Annotated in this window: 17 protein-coding genes; 2 read left to right on the top strand and 15 right to left on the bottom strand. The window is 68.9% G+C overall.

The features are described 5' to 3' along the window. Nucleotides 1-31 precede the first annotated feature (31 nt). Nucleotides 32-244, bottom strand: coding sequence for a DUF4190 domain-containing protein (locus tag ABZ823_RS14680; RefSeq protein ID WP_361659327.1), 213 nt, complete (start codon nt 242-244; stop codon nt 32-34). Between the two features lie 186 nt (nt 245-430). Continuing rightward, on the bottom strand, nt 431-598 hold the full coding sequence (locus ABZ823_RS14675; protein WP_234514878.1) for a hypothetical protein: 168 nt from the start codon (nt 596-598) through the stop codon (nt 431-433). Between the two features lie 134 nt (nt 599-732). On the opposite strand from ABZ823_RS14675, the gene ABZ823_RS14670 reads away from it, so the two are divergent. Further along, nucleotides 733-1,359, top strand: coding sequence for a TetR family transcriptional regulator (locus tag ABZ823_RS14670; RefSeq protein ID WP_361658875.1), 627 nt, complete (start codon nt 733-735; stop codon nt 1,357-1,359). 186 nt (nt 1,360-1,545) lie between these two features. Here the strand turns inward: ABZ823_RS14670 and ABZ823_RS14665 are convergent, their stop codons facing one another. The 6 genes from ABZ823_RS14665 to ABZ823_RS14640 all read right to left on the bottom strand — a co-directional run bounded on the left by ABZ823_RS14665 (nt 1,546) and on the right by ABZ823_RS14640 (nt 6,433). Next, nucleotides 1,546-2,160 carry a GAF domain-containing protein gene (locus ABZ823_RS14665; RefSeq protein WP_235458098.1) on the bottom strand — a complete coding sequence of 205 codons (615 nt, stop codon included), beginning with the start codon at nt 2,158-2,160 and terminating at the stop codon, nt 1,546-1,548. After that, nucleotides 2,123-2,746: an ATP/GTP-binding protein gene (locus ABZ823_RS14660; RefSeq protein WP_361658872.1), complete on the bottom strand. Its 624-nt coding sequence runs from the start codon at nt 2,744-2,746 to the stop codon at nt 2,123-2,125. The genes ABZ823_RS14665 and ABZ823_RS14660 overlap by 38 nt, the downstream gene beginning before the upstream one ends. Next, on the bottom strand, nt 2,724-3,110 hold the full coding sequence (locus ABZ823_RS14655; protein WP_350838696.1) for a DUF742 domain-containing protein: 387 nt from the start codon (nt 3,108-3,110) through the stop codon (nt 2,724-2,726). The genes ABZ823_RS14660 and ABZ823_RS14655 overlap by 23 nt, the downstream gene beginning before the upstream one ends. Before the next feature lie 3 nt (nt 3,111-3,113). Next, complete coding sequence (locus tag ABZ823_RS14650) at nt 3,114-3,506, bottom strand: roadblock/LC7 domain-containing protein (RefSeq protein ID WP_361658868.1); 393 nt, start codon at nt 3,504-3,506, stop codon at nt 3,114-3,116. 73 nt (nt 3,507-3,579) lie between these two features. Further along, a complete protein-coding gene (locus ABZ823_RS14645) occupies nt 3,580-5,091 on the bottom strand; it encodes an ATP-binding protein (protein WP_361658865.1) in 1,512 nt (503 codons plus the stop codon). A gap of 481 nt (nt 5,092-5,572) precedes the next feature. Further along, nucleotides 5,573-6,433, bottom strand: coding sequence for a thioesterase family protein (locus ABZ823_RS14640; RefSeq protein ID WP_361658863.1), 861 nt, complete (start codon nt 6,431-6,433; stop codon nt 5,573-5,575). 218 nt (nt 6,434-6,651) lie between these two features. Between ABZ823_RS14640 and ABZ823_RS14635 the strand changes: the two genes are divergently transcribed. Next, nucleotides 6,652-7,878, top strand: a complete 1,227-nt coding sequence (locus ABZ823_RS14635) for an alpha/beta hydrolase-fold protein (RefSeq protein WP_361658860.1) — start codon at nt 6,652-6,654, stop codon at nt 7,876-7,878. On the opposite strand, the gene ABZ823_RS14630 is transcribed toward ABZ823_RS14635, so the two are convergent. From ABZ823_RS14630 to ABZ823_RS14600, 7 genes are all read right to left on the bottom strand, one after another. Beyond that, nucleotides 7,787-8,443 carry a trimeric intracellular cation channel family protein gene (locus ABZ823_RS14630; RefSeq protein WP_361659325.1) on the bottom strand — a complete coding sequence of 219 codons (657 nt, stop codon included), beginning with the start codon at nt 8,441-8,443 and terminating at the stop codon, nt 7,787-7,789. The two genes, ABZ823_RS14635 and ABZ823_RS14630, sit on opposite strands and share 92 nt — an antisense overlap. Before the next feature lie 68 nt (nt 8,444-8,511). Beyond that, nucleotides 8,512-9,903 carry a M1 family metallopeptidase gene (locus tag ABZ823_RS14625; RefSeq protein WP_361658857.1) on the bottom strand — a complete coding sequence of 464 codons (1,392 nt, stop codon included), beginning with the start codon at nt 9,901-9,903 and terminating at the stop codon, nt 8,512-8,514. A gap of 104 nt (nt 9,904-10,007) precedes the next feature. After that, a complete protein-coding gene (locus ABZ823_RS14620) occupies nt 10,008-11,474 on the bottom strand; it encodes a dipeptide ABC transporter ATP-binding protein (protein WP_361658855.1) in 1,467 nt (488 codons plus the stop codon). A 23-nt stretch (nt 11,475-11,497) separates the two neighbouring features. Further along, entirely contained in the window at nt 11,498-12,595 is a 1,098-nt protein-coding gene (locus ABZ823_RS14615; protein WP_361658851.1) for an ABC transporter ATP-binding protein, read from the bottom strand. After that, entirely contained in the window at nt 12,592-13,590 is a 999-nt protein-coding gene (locus tag ABZ823_RS14610; protein ID WP_361658849.1) for an ABC transporter permease, read from the bottom strand. Before ABZ823_RS14610 ends, ABZ823_RS14615 begins: the two co-directional genes overlap by 4 nt. A 141-nt stretch (nt 13,591-13,731) precedes the next feature. Beyond that, complete coding sequence (locus ABZ823_RS14605; protein ID WP_361658847.1) at nt 13,732-15,522, bottom strand: ABC transporter substrate-binding protein; 1,791 nt, start codon at nt 15,520-15,522, stop codon at nt 13,732-13,734. A gap of 68 nt (nt 15,523-15,590) precedes the next feature. Beyond that, complete coding sequence (locus ABZ823_RS14600) at nt 15,591-16,598, bottom strand: ABC transporter permease (protein WP_361658844.1); 1,008 nt, start codon at nt 16,596-16,598, stop codon at nt 15,591-15,593. Nucleotides 16,599-16,867: the final 269 nt, after the last annotated feature.

Genomic DNA, 16,867 nt, shown 5'->3' with positions numbered 1-16,867 from the left:
AGGACCGCGGCACAGCCGAGCCGCGCCGCCCCTAGAAGCTCCAGGAGACCGTGTGGTCCATCTGCATCACGGTCACCAGGACCACCAGGTCCGCGATCCCGAGGCCGAGGCCGAGGTAGGCGCGGCCACGGCGCGTGGTGCCGCGCCACAGCGCCACGACGGCCAGGGCGATGGCGATGGGGCCCAGGAAGACATTGAGGACCAGCAGGCCGAGGAGGCCCAGGATGAAGGACGCCACGGCCATGCCCTCGGCATCGCGCGTGCCGGTGCGGCGGGCCGGGGCCGTGACGCTCTCCTCGGCCGGAGCCGCGGTGCGCTCGTCGACCGGGGCCGTGGCGCTCTCGTCGGCCGGGGCCGTGGTGCGCTCGTTGCGTGTCGCGATGAGGTTCATGATGCGGTCATCTCCCGACGGTCGGATGGCGTACGGAGATCAGTGGGCCGAGGTGTGCCGCCGTCGCCCGTGCCGCTCGCGGACAGCGAAGATCACGAGCCATACGGCGATGCCGGCCGCGGCCACGAGGGTGACGGGCAGCGGGGCGTGGGCCACGGTGCCGAGGACGGTCCCCAGCAGCAGTAGTGCGGCGACGAGGAACAGCATGGGATGAGATCCCCCTCCGAGATGTCTCTCGTGACGATTCGGCGAACGGTTGTGGTTACACTCGTTCACTGACTTCCCAGTCTAACGCGTTCCATGGCTTTTCAATTCCAGCGAACAGTTGTTAACTGCATGGCATGAGTCACACCCTCGGCATCCGGCAGGCCCAGAAGCAGAAGACCCGCCAGGCGCTCCTGGACGCGGCGCTCGGGCTGCTGGAGGAGCAGAGCCTGAGCAGCCTCGGTCTGCGCGAGGTCACCCGCGCGGTGGGCGTCGCCCCCACCGCCTTCTACCGGCACTTCCGGTCGACCGCGGACCTCGGCGTGGCGCTGGTCGAGGAGGCCCTCGGCAGCCTCCACCCGATGATCGCGTCCACGGTCACCGCGGACGGCGACAGCGACGAACGCATCGTGCGCGCCGTCGACCTGATCGCCCGTCACGTCGACGCGTACCCCGCGCACGTGCGGTTCATCGCGCGAGAGCGGCACGGCGGCGTCCAGCCGGTGCGCGCGGAGATCCGGCGTCAACTGGCGCGGTTCGCCGAGGAGGTGGCGGCCGCGCTGGCGGGGCACCCCGAGTCCGAGGGATGCAGCAAGGAGGAGCTCCTGATGCTCGCCGGGCTGTACGTCGACCAGATGCTGGCGACGGCCTGCCAGTTCCTCGAGGCGCAGGAGGGGCCCGCCGACGAGCGGGACCAGGTGGCCAGAATGGCGATCCAGCGGCTGCGTCTGATCAGCATCGGCCGCCATCACTGGAAGGCGTAGACCGCCCGCGGGGCACCGGAGAGCCGCCCCGGGGGGGCGCCGGAGGAGGACGGTCGGCAGGCCGGGCCGGCACTACTGGGAACTGGCCTTCGAAGGAAGCAGATGTCACTTTCTCCGCCGCAGTCTCACCCGTGTCAACTTCCAGGTCACCGGCTTCGGCGCCGCGTGCGCGTCCGGCAGTGCCGGTCAGCCGCGGTGGTTCGCCGACTCCTCCAGTCGCTCGACCAGTTCGGCAGCCATGGCCTTGATGGTTTCCAGCCCTTCGCGCCCCCACGGCTGTGGGTCCTGGTCGACCACGCAGATGGTGCCCAGCACCACGCCGGTGCTGTCTATCAGCGGTGCGCCCAGGTAGGAGTGGACGCCGATCGCGTCGACCACCGGGTTGCCGGCGAACCGGGGGAAGTCCCGGATGTCCTCCAGCACCAGCGCCCGGCGGCGCTTGACCACGTGCGGGCAGATGCCCATGTCGATGTCGCGGGGCATGACGCGGCCGGGCACCGGTTCCTCCAGCAACGGCGGCCCCACATGAGCCGTGGTGTCCTGCGCGGCGCTGTACAACCCCGCGAAGTACTGGCGGTCTGCGTCGAGGAAGAAGTTGACCCCGGCGTAGCAGCCGCCGGTGCGTTGTGCCAGCTCCCGTGCGAAGGCGTCGAGTTCGGCGTCCGGACGGGCATCGATGCCCAGCTCGCGCAGCCGCTCGGAACGGGCGCGCACCTGTGGGTCCTCCGGGGGGAGGAGCAGATGGCGCAGGGCGATCCCGGACTCAGGCCCGGACGGTGGGTTGGTCTGTGTCGCTGCCATGGGAACTCCTTGTCGTGATCAGATGCTGAACCAGATCGAGCAGCACGCCTATGCCCGACTTCTGGACGCGGGCGTCGCACAGCACCACCGGCACCTCCTGCCTGAGGTCGAGCGCGGTCCGCACCTCCTCCCCGCGGTAGCGGTGAGCCCCGTCGAACTCGTTCACGGCGACGACGAAGGGGATGCCGCGCCGCTCGAAGAAGTCCACCGCCGCGAAGGAGTGCTCCAGCCTGCGGGTGTCGGCGAGTACCACCGCCCCGAGCGCTCCCTCGGAGAGTTCGTCCCACATGAACCAGAAGCGCTCCTGCCCGGGCGTGCCGAACAGGTACAGGACGTGGGACGGACTGAGCGTGATCCGGCCGAAGTCCAAGGCCACCGTGGTGGTGGCCTTGTTCTCCACTCCGTCCAGTCGGTCCGTGGCCGCGCTGACGGCGGTCAGCATCTCCTCGGTGCTCAGCGGCTCGATCTCGCTGAGCGCGTTGACGAAGGTGGTCTTTCCCACGCCGAACCCGCCGGCGATCAGCACCTTGACGCCCACCGGCAGGACGTCGGCGGGCAGCGGGTCACAGTCGTTTGAGGAGGCCATCGCGTATCGCTTCCAGGAGGTCTCGATCAGGTCGTGCGGAGTGGCCCGTGGGCGCCGGGCGGGTATCACCAGCGACCACCGCTCCTCCCTCGGCCAGATCGGACAGCAGTACCTTGACCACGGCGGCGGGCACCTGCATCCGGGCCGCGACCTCGGCGACGCTCACGGGCTGTTCGCACAGCGCCAGCACCTGCGCGTGCTCCAGGCCGAAAACGCCCTGCGTCTGGGCGCCGGTGGCCCGCACCGTGGTCACCAGTGTGAAGTGGGACGTGGCCCGGGTCCGGCCGTCGCTCACCGTGTAGGGACGGACCAGCCGCCCGGCCGCTTCGTCGAGCTGCGGTCCGTCTGGGAGGACCGGCGTCATCGGTCACCCCACCGGGTGCCGGGGCGGTGTGGCCAGGTGCGGACGCACGCTCTTCACCATCATGCCCATCTCGTAGCCCAGTACCGCCGCGTCCGCATCGCGTCCGGCCAGCACCGCCAGCACCGCGCCCTGCCCGGCGGACGAGACGAACAGCAGCGAGGTGCTGAGCTCCGTCACGATCTGTCGCACGTCACCGCCGTCGTCGAAGTGCCGGCCCGCGCTGCGCGCCAACGAGTACAGCCCACTGGCGAGCGCGGCCAACTGGTCCGCGGCGTCCTTGTCGAGCCCTTCCGCTGCCTTCACCAGCCCGTCCGAGGACAGCAGCAACGCGCTTCGGGTGTGCGGCACCCGGTTCACCAGACCCGTCAACAGCCAGGAAAGGTCTTCGCTCGCCACGATGGTGTACTCCTATTCGGCAGAAGGAAACGTTCGCTGTACGGACCCTGGGCCTTCAGGGCGGCTGCGGCCATCAGCGCGTCTCCGCTTCCTCGGCCCTGCGTAGTCCGGTCTGGAATGCGGCCATGAGGCCGGGGTCGTGTTCGATGTCCTCGGCAGCACCGGCGCCGCCGACCGGTTGCGGCACTCCGGCGGCGTGGTCCTGACGGCGGCGCTGAGGCAGCCGCGGGCGGCCGTCCTCGCCGTCGGAGGGGGCCGGGGCGGGCCCGGGTGCGGAATCTGACACGCTCGGATCCGCGACGACGGTCGTCTCCCTCGCCGGGAGGTCCACCGCCTCGGTCTCCGTCCGGTCGTGCGGCTCCGCCTCGGGGGCCGGGACGGTGTGGGGCGCCGGCGCCGACGCTGCCGGCTGCGGACCGAGCAGTGCCTCGGGCAGCACCATGACGGCCTGTGTGCCGCCGTAGACGTTGCTCTGCAACTGCACGGCGATGTCGTGTCGCTGAGCCAGGACGGAGACCACGTACAGGCCGATCCGGCCGTCTTGCAGCAGTTCGCCCAGCGCAACCTTGTCGGGTGCGCTCAAGACGGTGTTCATCTGACCGCGCTCGGCCGGGGACATGCCCAGGCCCCGGTCCTCGACCTCGATCGCCACCCCGGCGGCGACGGGCTCCACCCGTACGTGCACGGTGGTCTGGGGCGCTGAGAAGACCGTCGCGTTCTCCAGCAGCTCGGCCAGCAGATGGACGACGTCGACCACGGCGTGGCCGCTGACCGATCCCTCGACGGGCGGGACCAGCTTGACCCGGGCGTACTGGTCGATCTCGGCGACGGCGGAACGCAGTACGTCGGTCAGGCTGACGGGGCGGGTCCACTGGCGGTGGGTGTTCGCGCCGCCGAGCACGGCCAGGTTCTCGGCGTAGCGGCGGATCCGGGTGGACAGGTGGTCCACCCGGAACAGCCCCTTGAGCAGGTCGGGGTCCTCGACCTCGTTCTCCAGGTCGTCCAGCAGGCCGATCTCGCGGTGCACCAGGGACTCCAGACGGCGCGCCAGGTTGGCGAACACCTCGAACTGCTCCAGCCGGGAGTGGTGTTCCGTGCCGATCGCGGAGGCGGCGGTCTCCAACAGGGCTGCCTCCGCCTCGTGCCGGGCCACGGCGATCTCGAATCCGAGGCGGGAGAGTTCGTCCGGGCCGGTCTGCGGCGGGAGTTCCGGCCGGCCCCGCACAGGGCGCTCCCCGGCCCGCAGCCGACGGCACAGCGACTCCAGTTCGGCTCTGCCCTCGGCTGTGGCACGGGTCAACTCGGTCAGCTCGGCACGGTTTCGGTCGGCTGCGCGGGACAGCTCCTCCCAGTGCTCGGTGACTGCTCGTGCTTCCGCCGAAGCCCGCATGCCCGCGATCGCGGCCGCCATGGTCCCGATGAGCGCAACGCCGCCGAACACAGCGCCCTGGTACGCCTGGTCCAGGTGGCCATCGCCGACCAGCGCGGTGGCCACCGCACCCGTCACGGCGACCACGCTCGGCGGCAGGACGGACGACAGCACCAGACGCCGTCTCAAGGACCCGGCCGGCGACTCGGCCGTCACACGGGGCCTCACGGGCGACGCCGGCCGGTCGTCCGGCGGCATGGAAGGATCAGGCATAGCAGTCCTCGGACAGTACGATGATCAGGCCGAGCGCGCACGTTATCGCGCACCAGGACCCCGGTGTCAGCCCCTGGCGCGTAGAGAAATCGAACCGTTGTACTTTGAACGTACACGAAGCGCCCGTCCCGGACTTGCGCCGGCCCCCGTTACGGGACGAGATCCTCCTCGGCTGTCCGCAGTGCGGCGACGGGGCTCGACGCGACGCCCGCCGGGGACGCCGCATCCCGTTCGCCCGGTCAGTCCGCGGTGGGTACCGGTGTCTCCTGCTCCGCCGCCGGCGACGCCTGCGTGATCACTTCGGAGCGCCGCCGATCGCACGTCGCCCCCTCCCGGCATCGGGCCGATCTCGTACTCGACGAACGATGCCGACAACCGACCTGCTGACTGCGGTCGGCCACCTGGTCGGCGCGCATCTGTCGGCTCAGCCCAGCCGGACCCGGGCCAGCTGACGGGACTGCGCGACCAGGCGGTCCCGGCTGTCCCAGACCTCGGCGTCCTCCTCCAGGAAGCCGCCGGCGAGATTGCGCGTGGTGATCGACACCCGCAGCGGCCCGGGCGCCGGACGGCACCGCACATGCACGGTCAGCTCGACGGTGGGCACCCAGCCGGAGATACCGAGCTCGAAGGCGGTGGGCGGCAGCGCGTCCACCGCGAGGAGCAGTGACAGCGGGTCGGCGTCGCGTCCGTCGGCGAGCCCGAACCAGGCCCGCATCTCGCCCTTGCCTGAGGGCGCTCCGAGGGCCCAGCCCAAAGTGGCCGGGTCCAGCTTGAGCATCAGCCGGTCGGTGATCGCCGAGCTGCCGGGCAGCGGCGCCGGGCCGTCCTCGGGGCCGAAGCACCGGTCCATGGGCGGGAGGGCGGGCGGCTGCGCCGTCGTGCGCACGTCGTCGGGCAGGGAGTCCAGGTCGCCGTACGAGGCGAGGACGCGGATGCGTTCGACCTCGCGGCCCTCGTCGTCGTACTGGAAGAGGGACGCCTGGCCGGTGGAGAGGGTTCGACCGGTGCGGACCACGTCCGTGCGGATCACCGCGGGTCCCGGCTGGGAGGCCGTGAGGTAGTGGGCGGAGATGCTGAACGGGTCCGGGTGCGGCAGGGCGTCCGCGAGGGCGCGGCCCAGGACGGCCAGCAGATAGCCGCCGTTGACGGCGGTGATGATCGTCCAGCCGGCGGAGAGATCGATGCCGTAGACGCCGGGCTCCCGGAGAGTGACCGCGGTGTCGCGGTCGAACTCGCTGTCGCCGATCGTGCCCGTCACGGCCTGTGCGGTAGCTGCTTCTGGCATGCGTGAACGGTACAACACGAAATTACTAAGCAGTAGCTTTATCCGTTTCGAATCTATGACATCGCGGGGAACACCCGTCCAGATCCAGTCATTCCAAGGTGAGGTTTTGGCAATTTCTCGGTAAGTATCCGCACTCGTCCGTGACCGACGGCCCCCGGTTTCCCTCTCAGAAGACGTACAGCTTGTTCCGCCCGTTCACAGGAAGAGCCGCCACACCGATGAGCCTGACCGGGACGCCGTTCCTCCTCACGTCGATCGTCCTCGCCGCGGTCGCCCTCATCCTGCCTCTGGTCCTGTGGTCCCGGCTCCGCGGCCCGGTGCTCCTGCGCCATGCAGCCCGGGTGATGATGCTGCTGTTCACGCAGGTCACCGCCGTGACCCTGGTCTTCGTCCTGGTGAACAACGCCAACAACCTGTACGACAACTGGTCCGATCTGCTCGGCACGGGCAACCATGTGCGCCAGGCCGCCGACCTCGGCCAGGACGGCACCGGCGGAATCGAGATAAAGACTCTGCCCAAGATCCGCCAGACGTTCACCCCGGCCGACGGGCCGGGCATGCACGCGGCCGGCGGCGTGCGCGTCACCCAGCTCAAGGGCGAGGTGTCGGGCATCGACGCCGAGGTCTACGTCTGGCTGCCTCCGCAGTACGACGACCCCGCCTACCGGAACAGGAAGTTCCCCGTCGTGGAGCTGCTCTCGGGCTATCCGGGCTCGGCGAAGGCGTGGTTCGGCTCGCTCAAGGCGCATGAACAGCTGCTGCCGCTGATGCGCAGCGGACAGGTGGCGCCCTTCATCCTGGTGGCGCCGCGGACGAACATCATCGCCAAGGTCGACACGGGCTGCGCGAACGTCCCCGGCGTCGTGAACGCGGACACGTGGCTCAGCATCGACGTGCCGAAAATGGTGACGGACAACTTCCGCGCCCAGTCCGCGCCGAAGGGCTGGGCGGCGGCCGGCTACTCGGCGGGCGGGCACTGCGCGGCGAAGCTCGTGACCGCGCACCCCGACCGCTACCGGGCCGCGATCAGCATGTCCGGCTACAACGACCCGATCGGCGAGCGCAAGTCACTGGCCGCGCGGAGCGTCTCGCTGCGCCGCCAGAACAACCCCTTCTTCCTGCTGAAGAGCCGGCCCACCCCGCCGCGCGTGTCCCTCTATCTGTCCGGCCAGCTCGGCGACGGCTATCAGGCGGCCGCCGCGCTGGAGCAGATCGCCAAGCCTCCGACCGTGGTGCGCGCGGTGCTGATCCCGCGCAGCGCGGGCGGGCACAGCATGGCCCTGTGGCGGCCGCAGATCCCGTATGTGTTCACCTGGCTCAGCCAGCAGATGAACCGGAAGGACGCCGCCGGGACTACTCCTCGGCAACCGTCGACCGGCGGTTCCAGGCGCGCGGCGCTCGCCAGTGGAACCGCATCGCCAGAAGGCGTAGCACGAAAGCGGTGACCACCGCGAGCGCGGAGGTCAGCGGGGTCAGCGCGTCGTAGCGGATGCACAGCACGACCATGGTGGCGCCGACGATCGCCGGGACCGCGTAGAGGTCGCGGTCCCAGCGCAGCAGCGAGGGCACCTCGTTGGCGAGGACGTCACGCAGCACGCTGCCGCCCACTGCCGTGGCGAGACCGAGGGCCGCGCTCGCGGTGAGGCCGAGCCCGTAGTCGTAGGCCTTGGTCGTCCCGGCGACGCAGAAGAGGCCGAGACCGGCCGCGTCGAAGACGTTGACGGCCCCCTGGATCCGCTCCACCTCCGGGTGCAGGAAGAAGACCAGGAGGGCGGCGAGCAGCGGGGTCAGGAAGTACCCCAGGTCCGTGAACGCGGCCGGCGGCACGGCACCGATGATCACGTCGCGGAACAGTCCTCCGCCCAGCGCCGTGACCTCGGCGAGCACGGCGATGCCGAAGACGTCGAAGTTCTTGCGGACGGCCAGCAGCGCGCCGGAGATCGCGAAGACGAAGATGCCCACGAGATCCAGCGTGTGCTGGACGGAGGGGCTGAACAGTTGCTGGAGCACCTTTACATTCTCACCCATCCGGGTGAATGCACCTTGCAATGCAAGGCGGAGGCGCCGAAGAATCGAGGTTACAAGACCGGCTTGCCCGTGTTGTAGATCCACTTCTGGAACAGGTCGTCCAGCGGCCGCCCGGAGACCTTCTCCGCGAGCCGGACGAAGTCCCCGGTGTTCGCGTTGCCGTAGCGGTGGAGCTCGGTCCAGGCGGGCAGAAGCTTGAAGAACGCGGTGTCGCCGATGCGCTCGCGCAGCGCCTGGAGGGTCATAGCGCCACGCTGGTAGACCGCGGGGGCGAACATGGTGTCACGCTGCGGGTCGGCCACCCGGATCTGCCAGAACGCGCTGTCGGCCGGGCGGGCGTCGTACGCCGCGCGGAACGAGTCGTGGGCGGAGCGGGTGCCCTTGTGCTCCGCCCACAGCCACTGGGCGTAGGTCGCGAAGCCCTCGTTGAGCCAGATGTCCTTCCAGCGTTCCACCGAGACCGAGTCGCCGAACCACTGGTGGGCCAGCTCGTGCACGATGGTGGACTCGGAGCGGACGGCCGAGTAGGCGGGCTTGGACTGGACCTCCAGCGAGAAGCCCGCCTCGGGCATCTCGTCGACGATGGCGCCCGTCTCCTCGAAGGGGTACGGGCCGAAGACCTGCGACCAGTAGTCGGTGGCCTCGGCGGTGACGGCGTACACGTCGACGCTGTTGCCGTTCGCGAGGGCGGGGTCGATGGCGACGTAGATCGGGATTCCCGCCGCCGTCCTGCCGGTCCGCACATCGAACCTGCCGATGGTGGCCGTCGCCAGGTACGTGGCCATCGGCCGGGACTCCCGCCAGTGGGTGACGGTCTGGCCGCCCTTGTCGTACGTCGACACCAGTCGGCCGTTGGAGACCGCCGTCAGGCCCTTCGGCGCCTTGACGCGGATGTCGTAGGTCGCCTTGTCGGAGGGGTGGTCGCTGGACGGGAACCAGGTGGAGGCGGCGTTGGGCTCGCAGGCGACGAAAACGCCGTCGCCCGTCTTCATCCACCCGTACCGGGAACCGAAGACGATGGGGCCGCCGAGCGGCTCCGGGACACCGCCGTAGGTGACGGCGACCGTGAAGGTGCGGCCCCGGGGAAGGACGCCGCGCGGGGTGATCCGGATCTCGTCGCCCTCACGCGTGAACGCGGTCCGTCTGCCGTTCACCTCGATCCGTGTCACGTCCAGCTTCTGAAGGTCGAGGTCGACGGACGTGAGGTTCCGGGTGGCCCGGGCCGTGATCGTGGTACGACCGTCGAGACGGCCGCCGGCCGGGTCGTAGGCCACATCGAGGGCGTAGTGGCGGGCGTCGAAGCCGCCGTTGCCGAGCTGCGGGAAGTAGGAGTCGCCGATGCCGTCCGCCCCGGGCGAGGGGGCGGAGGAGGCCGCGATGACGAGGAAGGAGGCCGCGGCGGCGGCGAGGGCCCCTAAGCGTGCCGAACGGGAGAGTGCCATGAGTCGTCCCTTCGAGCGTGCTGTCGATCTGTGGATCAGACGGACACGCAGACTCTGCGCTCTCCCGTTCGAGCATGTACATGACTTTACTGAGTTGTCATGCGTTACTGCTTTCGGCCGTCGGCGTCCGACTGCTCGGAAGAAGCAGCTTCCGTCTTCGGAGAGGGAGCCTTCGCCGTCTCCTCGGCGGGTTCTTCGGCGTTCTCCGAAGACACGGCCTCGGTCGGTTCCTCGGATGCGGCCTCCGCCGACTCCTCGGAAGCGGCCTCAGTGGGCTCCTCGGAAGGGGCCTCCGCGGGCTCCTCGGGAGCGGCCTCCGCGGGCTCCTTGGCGGCGGGCTCGGTCGGCTCGGGCTCGGTCGGCTCCTCGGCGGCGGGCTCGGCGGACTCCGCCTGGACCTCCGCGGCCACCGCCGCCGACGTCTCCGCCGACTCCTCCAGCACCGCCTCCGGCACCAGCTCCGCCGCCTCCTTGGCGTCGGACAGCAGCACGGTGTCCTGCGGCGCCTGGTCCTGGAAGTTCTCCGGGTGGTGGCAGGCCACGCGCTGGCCGGGCTTCAGCTCCAGGAGCTGCGGCTCGGTCGTCCGGCAGATCTCCGTCGCCTTCCAGCACCGCGTGTGGAAGCGGCAGCCGCTCGGCGGCGCGATCGGCGAGGGGACGTCGCCCTTGAGCAGGATGCGCTCGCTCTTGGCCGACTTGCGCCTGGGGTCCGGGATCGGCACCGCCGACATCAGCGCCTTGGTGTACGGGTGCATCGGCGCCTTGTACAGCGATTCCCGGTCGGCCAGCTCGACGATCTTGCCGAGGTACATCACCGCGATCCGGTCCGAGACGTGCCGGACGACCGACAGGTCGTGCGCGATGATCACGTACGTCAGGCCGAGCTCCTCCTGGAGGTCGTCGAGCAGGTTGACGACCTGCGCCTGGATCGACACGTCCAGCGCGGAGACCGGCTCGTCGGCCACGACCAGCTTCGGGTTGAGCGCGAGCGCGCGGGCGATGCCGATGCGCTGGCGCTGACCGCCGGAGAACTCGTGCGGATACCGGTTGTAGTGCTCGGGGTTGAGACCCACGACCGACAGCAGCCGCTGCACTTCCTTCTTGATGCCGCCCTCGGGCGTCACGCCCTGGAGCCGGAAGGGAGCGCCGACGATCGTGCCGATGGTGTGGCGCGGGTTCAGCGACGAGTACGGGTCCTGGAAGATCATCTGGACATCGCGGCGCAACGGGCGCATGCCCGCCACCCCGAGGTGCGTGATGTCCTTGCCCTCGAACTCGATCTTTCCGCCGGTCGGTTCGAGCAGCCGGGTGATCAGCCGGCCCATCGTCGTCTTGCCGCAGCCCGACTCGCCCACGACGCCCAGGGTCTCCCCGGCCTTGACCTCGAAGTCGAGGCCGTCGACCGCGCGCACCGCGCCGACCTGACGCTGGAGCAGACCCTTCTTGATGGGGAAGTGCTTCTGGAGCCCGGTCACCTTCAGCAGCGTCTCGCCGGGCGCCGCGTCCTTGGTGAGAGTGGCCGCACCGGAGCTCTTCGCCTCCGCGCCGTCGCTCTGTGCAGGGATGCTCACTGCCTTGTCCTCTGCGTTCTCACTCACAGCTTCGGCGCAATCTCTTCGGTCCAGATACGCTCCCGCTGCTCCTGCGTCATGTGGCAGGCGGCCCAGTGACGGCTGCCGACCTCGGTCAGCTCCGGCCGGACGGTGCGGGTGACGTTGTCCTTCGGGACGTCGGCGTACGGGCAGCGCGGGTTGAAGGCGCAGCCGGACGGGACATTGATGAGGGAGGGCGGAGAGCCCTTGACCGGGATGAGGCGCTCCTGCTGCTCACGGTCGAGGCGGGGCATCGAACCGAGCAGGCCCCAGGTGTAGGGGTGCCGGGGCTCGTAGAACACCTTCTCGGCCGGGCCCCGCTCCACGCAGCGGCCTCCGTACATCACCAGGATGTCGTCGGCCAGTTCGGCGACGACGCCCAGGTCGTGGGTGATGATGATGACCGCGGAGCCGAACTCCTTCTGGAGATCGCGAATGAGGTCGAGGATCTGGGCCTGGACGGTCACGTCCAGGGCTGTCGTCGGCTCGTCCGCGATGAGCAGCTCGGGGTTGTTCACCAGCGACATCGCGATCATCGCACGCTGACGCATACCGCCGGAGAACTCGTGCGGGTAGTTGTCCACCCGCTTGTCCGGCTGCGGGATGCCCACGCGGTCGAGCATCTCGATCGCGCGCTTGCGGGCGGTCTTCTTGTCCACGTCGTGGTGGATGCGGTACGCCTCCACGATCTGCTGGCCGATCGTGTAGTACGGGTGCAGCGCGGACAGCGGGTCCTGGAAGATCATCGCCATCTCGCGGCCGCGCAGCTTGCGCACGTGGTCGGGATCGGCGGACAGCAACTCGGTGCCGTTCAGCCAGATCTCGCCGGAGATCCGCGCCTTTCGCTTGCCGTACTGGCCGGCGGTGTGCAGGCCCATGATGCCGAGCGAGGTGACCGACTTGCCGGAGCCCGACTCGCCCACGATGCCGAGGGTCTTGCCCTTCTCCAGCTGGAAGCTGAGCCCGTCGACGGACTTGACGAGGCCGTCGTCGGTCGGGAAGTGCACCTTCAGGTCGCGTACTTCGAGGAACGCGCTGGAGGCGGGCGAGCCGGTGGTGGGCTCGCCCACAGCCGATCCGGTCTTGCTGAGTTCGGTCATGCGAGCCTCACTCGGGGGTCGATCACGGCGTACAGGAAGTCCACCACGAGGTTGGCGACGATCACCGCGAGCGAGGTGATCAGGGTGACGCCCAGGATGAAGGGCAGGTCCTGGTTCTTGATGGCGTCCAGCACCTTCTGGCCGAGACCGGGAAGGCTGAACGTGGTCTCGGTCAGGACCGCGCCGCCGATGAGGGCACCGAGGTCCATGCCCAGCATGGTGAGGACGGGCGTCATGGTGGAGCGCATGGCGTGCTTGCCGATGACGACCCGCTCACGCAGGCCCTTGGCGCGCGCCGTGCGGATGTAGTCCTCGCCCAGGATCTCCAGCATGGTGGCCCGGGTGATCCGGGCGTACATCGCCGCGTAGAGGAACGCCAGGGTGATCCACGGAAGGATCATGCCGCCGAACCAGCCCGTGAAGTTCTGCTCGATGGGCACGTACTCGGCCTTGATCCAGTTCAGTCCGTAGCTGAAGATCGCCAGGCTGAGCAGACCGGTGAAGTAGATGGGGAGCGAGACACCCGCGAGGGCCACGACCATCGCGCCGCGGTCCCACAGGCTGCCTCGCTTGAGGGCGGAGAGCACGCCCGCCGCGACACCGAAGACCAGCCAGAGGACGGCGGCACCGAGCGCCAGCTCCAGGGTGACCGGGAAACGGTCGGTCAGCACCGGCCAGACGGCCTGCTCGCTGCGGAAGGAGTAGCCGAAGCAGGGCGCCGCGCAGTGGGTGACATCACCGCCGCCCGAGTAGGTGCGGCCCACGAAGAGGCCCTTGAAGAACTCCCAGACCTGGGCGTAGATCGGGTCGCCCAGACCCAGCTTCTCCCGCACCGCCTCGACGGCGGCCGGGTCCGCCTGCTTGCCCACGAAGCTCGCGGCGATGTCCACGCCTGCCCACTTGGGGACGAGGAAGAAGATGCTGAAGACCACCAGGACGATGACCACGAGCATCACTGCGGCGGCGATCAGCCGCCTGATGAGATAAGCGAGCACAGCTTACGGCCCGCCGCGGACCGCGGGCCACCTCCGGTCTCCCCACTGCCTCGAGAGCGTGGGGGGACCCCCAGGTGGCCCGCGGTCACGCCGCGCCGGCCTTCACCTGCCTTTCGTGCCGTTCGGCGGGTGTGCCGGGGTTTACTTCGCGGACTTCAGGCCCAGGTTGACGAAGTCGTACTCACCGCTGTACGCGTTGGTCGTGTACACGTTCGCCAGCCGGTTCGAGCGCCAGTTGATGAACTTCTCGAAGACGAAGGGCAGGTAGTAGCCGCCCTCCATGACCTTGTGGTTGATCTGCGTGGCGATCTGGGCCTGCTGCGAGGTGTCCGTCGCCTTGGTGTACTGGTCGAACAGCCCGTCGATCGTCTTGTCCTTGATCAGGGCGTAGTTGTTGTTACCGCTCTGCGCGATGTAGGAGCTGTTCCACAGCGGCAGACCGTAGCCCTGGACGGACGGGAAGTCCGGGCCCCAGCCCATGATGATGATGCCGTAGTTCTTCTTCTTCACGTTGTCGGGGCTACCGATGATGCCGGTGGTCTGCGAGCCGTCGTACTGGTCGATCTGGGCGGTGATGCCGACCTTCTTCAGCGACGCCTGAAGGGACTGGGCGGTGGCCACCTCGACCGGCTTGTTGTTGCGGACGGCGATGGTGGTGCTGAAGCCGCTCGGCTTGCCGCAGGCCTTCAGCTCTTCCTTGGCCTTGGCCACGTTGCCGTTCTTGTTCGCCGTGGCGAGCTGGAACGGGTCGTACTTCTGGCCCTCGGCGCCCGGCACGGACGGCGGCAGCATGTTGGTGCCGATGTCACCACCGGCGATCGGGCCACCGCGCGCGGTCTGGAGGGACACGTGGTCGGCGCCGTAGATTGCCGCGTTGCGGCAGTGGATGTTGTCGAAGGGCTTCACGCTCTGCGGGAAGACCGCGTAACGGATGTAGCCGGAGACCGGGTTGTCCAGGTTGTCCTTGTGCTGCTTCAGGGCGATGGTGCGGCCCTGCGGCGACAGTCCCGTCTGGTTGAGGTCCAGGTCGTAGTCGCCGGCGATCAGGCGCTGGTCCAGGTCGTTGGCGTTGGTGAAGAACTTGATGCTGACCTTGTCCGGGTACGCCTTGCGGACCGGGTCCGAGGACTGCTTCCAGTTGGTGTTGCGGACGAGGACGAGGTCCTTGCCCGGCGAGTACGACTGGAACTTGTACGGGCCCGAGGAGAAGGGGTGGAGCGCGTACTTGGACTTGGTGTCCTTGTCCTGGCGGACCGGGGACGCCGAGGGCAGCGCGATCATCTGGAGGAAGTCCGAGTTGGGCGCCGGCAGGTGGAAGACGACCGTCTTCGCGTCGGGCGTCTCGATCGCCTTCAGGCCCAGGTGGTCCTTGGAGGTGTCCTTGTAGGGGCCCTTGTACGCGTTCTTGGGGTCGAGCACGTTCTTCAGGTAGAGCGGGCCGCCCGAGAGGACGTCCTGCGCCCAGGCGCGCTCGATGCCGTACTTGACGTCCTGGGCGGTCAGCGGCTTGCCGTCCTCCCAGGTGAGCCCGTCACGCAGGGTGAAGGTGTAGGTCTTGCCGCCGTCCGAGACCTTGCCCATGTCGGTGGCGAGGTCCGGCTGGAGGTCGGCGCCCGCCTTGCCCGGCTCGGTCTTGTAGGTGACCAGCTGACGGCTGTAGTAGCGCATGAAGTTCCACGCCATGCCGTAGTAGCCACGCGTGGTGTCCCACGAGTCGGCGTCCTGCGCGCTCGCGAACTTCAGCTCGCCGCCCTTCTTGGCCAGCGAGGCCTGGGCGACCTTGTTGTTCGCCGCGTCGAAGCCGGCGGCGCCGTTCTTCGAGTCGTTGCCGCTGTCACCGCCGCCGCACGCCGCCGTGGTCAGCAGCGCGGCGACCACGGCCGCAGCGGCCACGGCCTGCTTGCGCCGCCCTGAGGTGCGTTGGGTAGTCACGATCTCGGATCCTCCGGATAGATGAGAGACCCCGTGCGTGTGCCACGGGTCGCTGGGGGTACGGCAGTTCAGCGGGAGCCCTTGGGGTCCAGCGCGTCGCGCACGCCATCGCCGAAGAGGTTGAAGGCAAGCACGGTGATGAAGATCGCCACGCCGGGGACCACCATGTACGTGGGGTCCGAGTCGTAGTAGTCGATCGCGTTCGAGAGCATCTGGCCCCAGGAGGCCGTGGGCGGCTTCACGCCCACGCCAAGGAAGCTGAGCGCCGCCTCGGTGAGGATGTTGGTCGGGATCATCATCGTCGTGTACACGATGATCGGCGCCACGAGGTTGGGCAGCAGTTCCTTGAAGAGGATGTAGAACCGGCCTGCGCCGAGGGAGCGCGCCGCCTCGACGTACTCGCGCTCGCGCATCGAGAGCGTCTGGCCGCGCACCACACGTCCGACGTAGGGCCAGCCGAAGAACCCGATGACCAGGATCATCACGAAGATGCGCACGCCTGTGCCGGTCAGCCCCAGCATCTGGGTCGGTATGACCGAGACCAGCGCGATGATGAACAGCAGCTGCGGGAAGGCCAGCAGACCGTCCATGATCCGGCTGATCACCGAGTCGACCCAGCCGCCGAAGAAGCCGGCGAGGATGCCGAGCACGGTGCCGAGGACGACGGCGACCAGCGCCGAGAGGAAGCCCACGAGGAGCGAGATCTGTGCGCCGTAGACGATGCGGGCGAAGATGTCGCGGCCGTTGACCGGTTCCACGCCCAGGAGGTGGTCGCCGCTGATGCCGCCCAAAGACCCCTTGGGCGTGCCGAACAGCGGGTCGATCAGGTTCTCGTGGTACGCGTCGGGATCCTGCCCGATCAGGTTCGTGATCACGGGGGCGAGGACCGCCATCAGGATCAGCACGAGCACGACGATGCCACCCGCGAGGGCGAGCTTGTCCCGCTTGAGGCGCTCCCAGGCGATACGGCCCAGGGAACGTCCCTGTACAGCCTTCGCGTCAGCACTGGCTACGGCCGCTTCCTCGGCAGCACTCGGTGCCGCTTCCGCGGTCGGCTCGTGCAATGGTGCCGTCATCTGGCAGGGACCCCTCTCAACCGGCGTTGACCGGCCCGCACTTGCCGCGGTCGGCGGCATGATCAGTCCGTCGTACACAGGGGGCGAACCCCTTGAAGCGGGAGTCTTCAACGCTTCGGCGATCCGTTGCCAGACTTGACGGTGAATGGATGCGTAAACGTGATACGGGTAGGGGGGTTCCGTTATCCGGACGTTGGGTAACGGGGTGCGGACACCCGCCAACTGGGGCAGACCGCACGAGACTCGGACCAACCTCCCGCATCTACGCG

Source organism: Streptomyces sp. NPDC047079, from assembly GCF_040643755.1.
In the GTDB taxonomy this organism is placed as follows: Bacteria; Actinomycetota; Actinomycetes; order Streptomycetales; family Streptomycetaceae; genus Streptomyces.
This window is presented reverse-complemented; position numbering and strand designations above follow the sequence as displayed.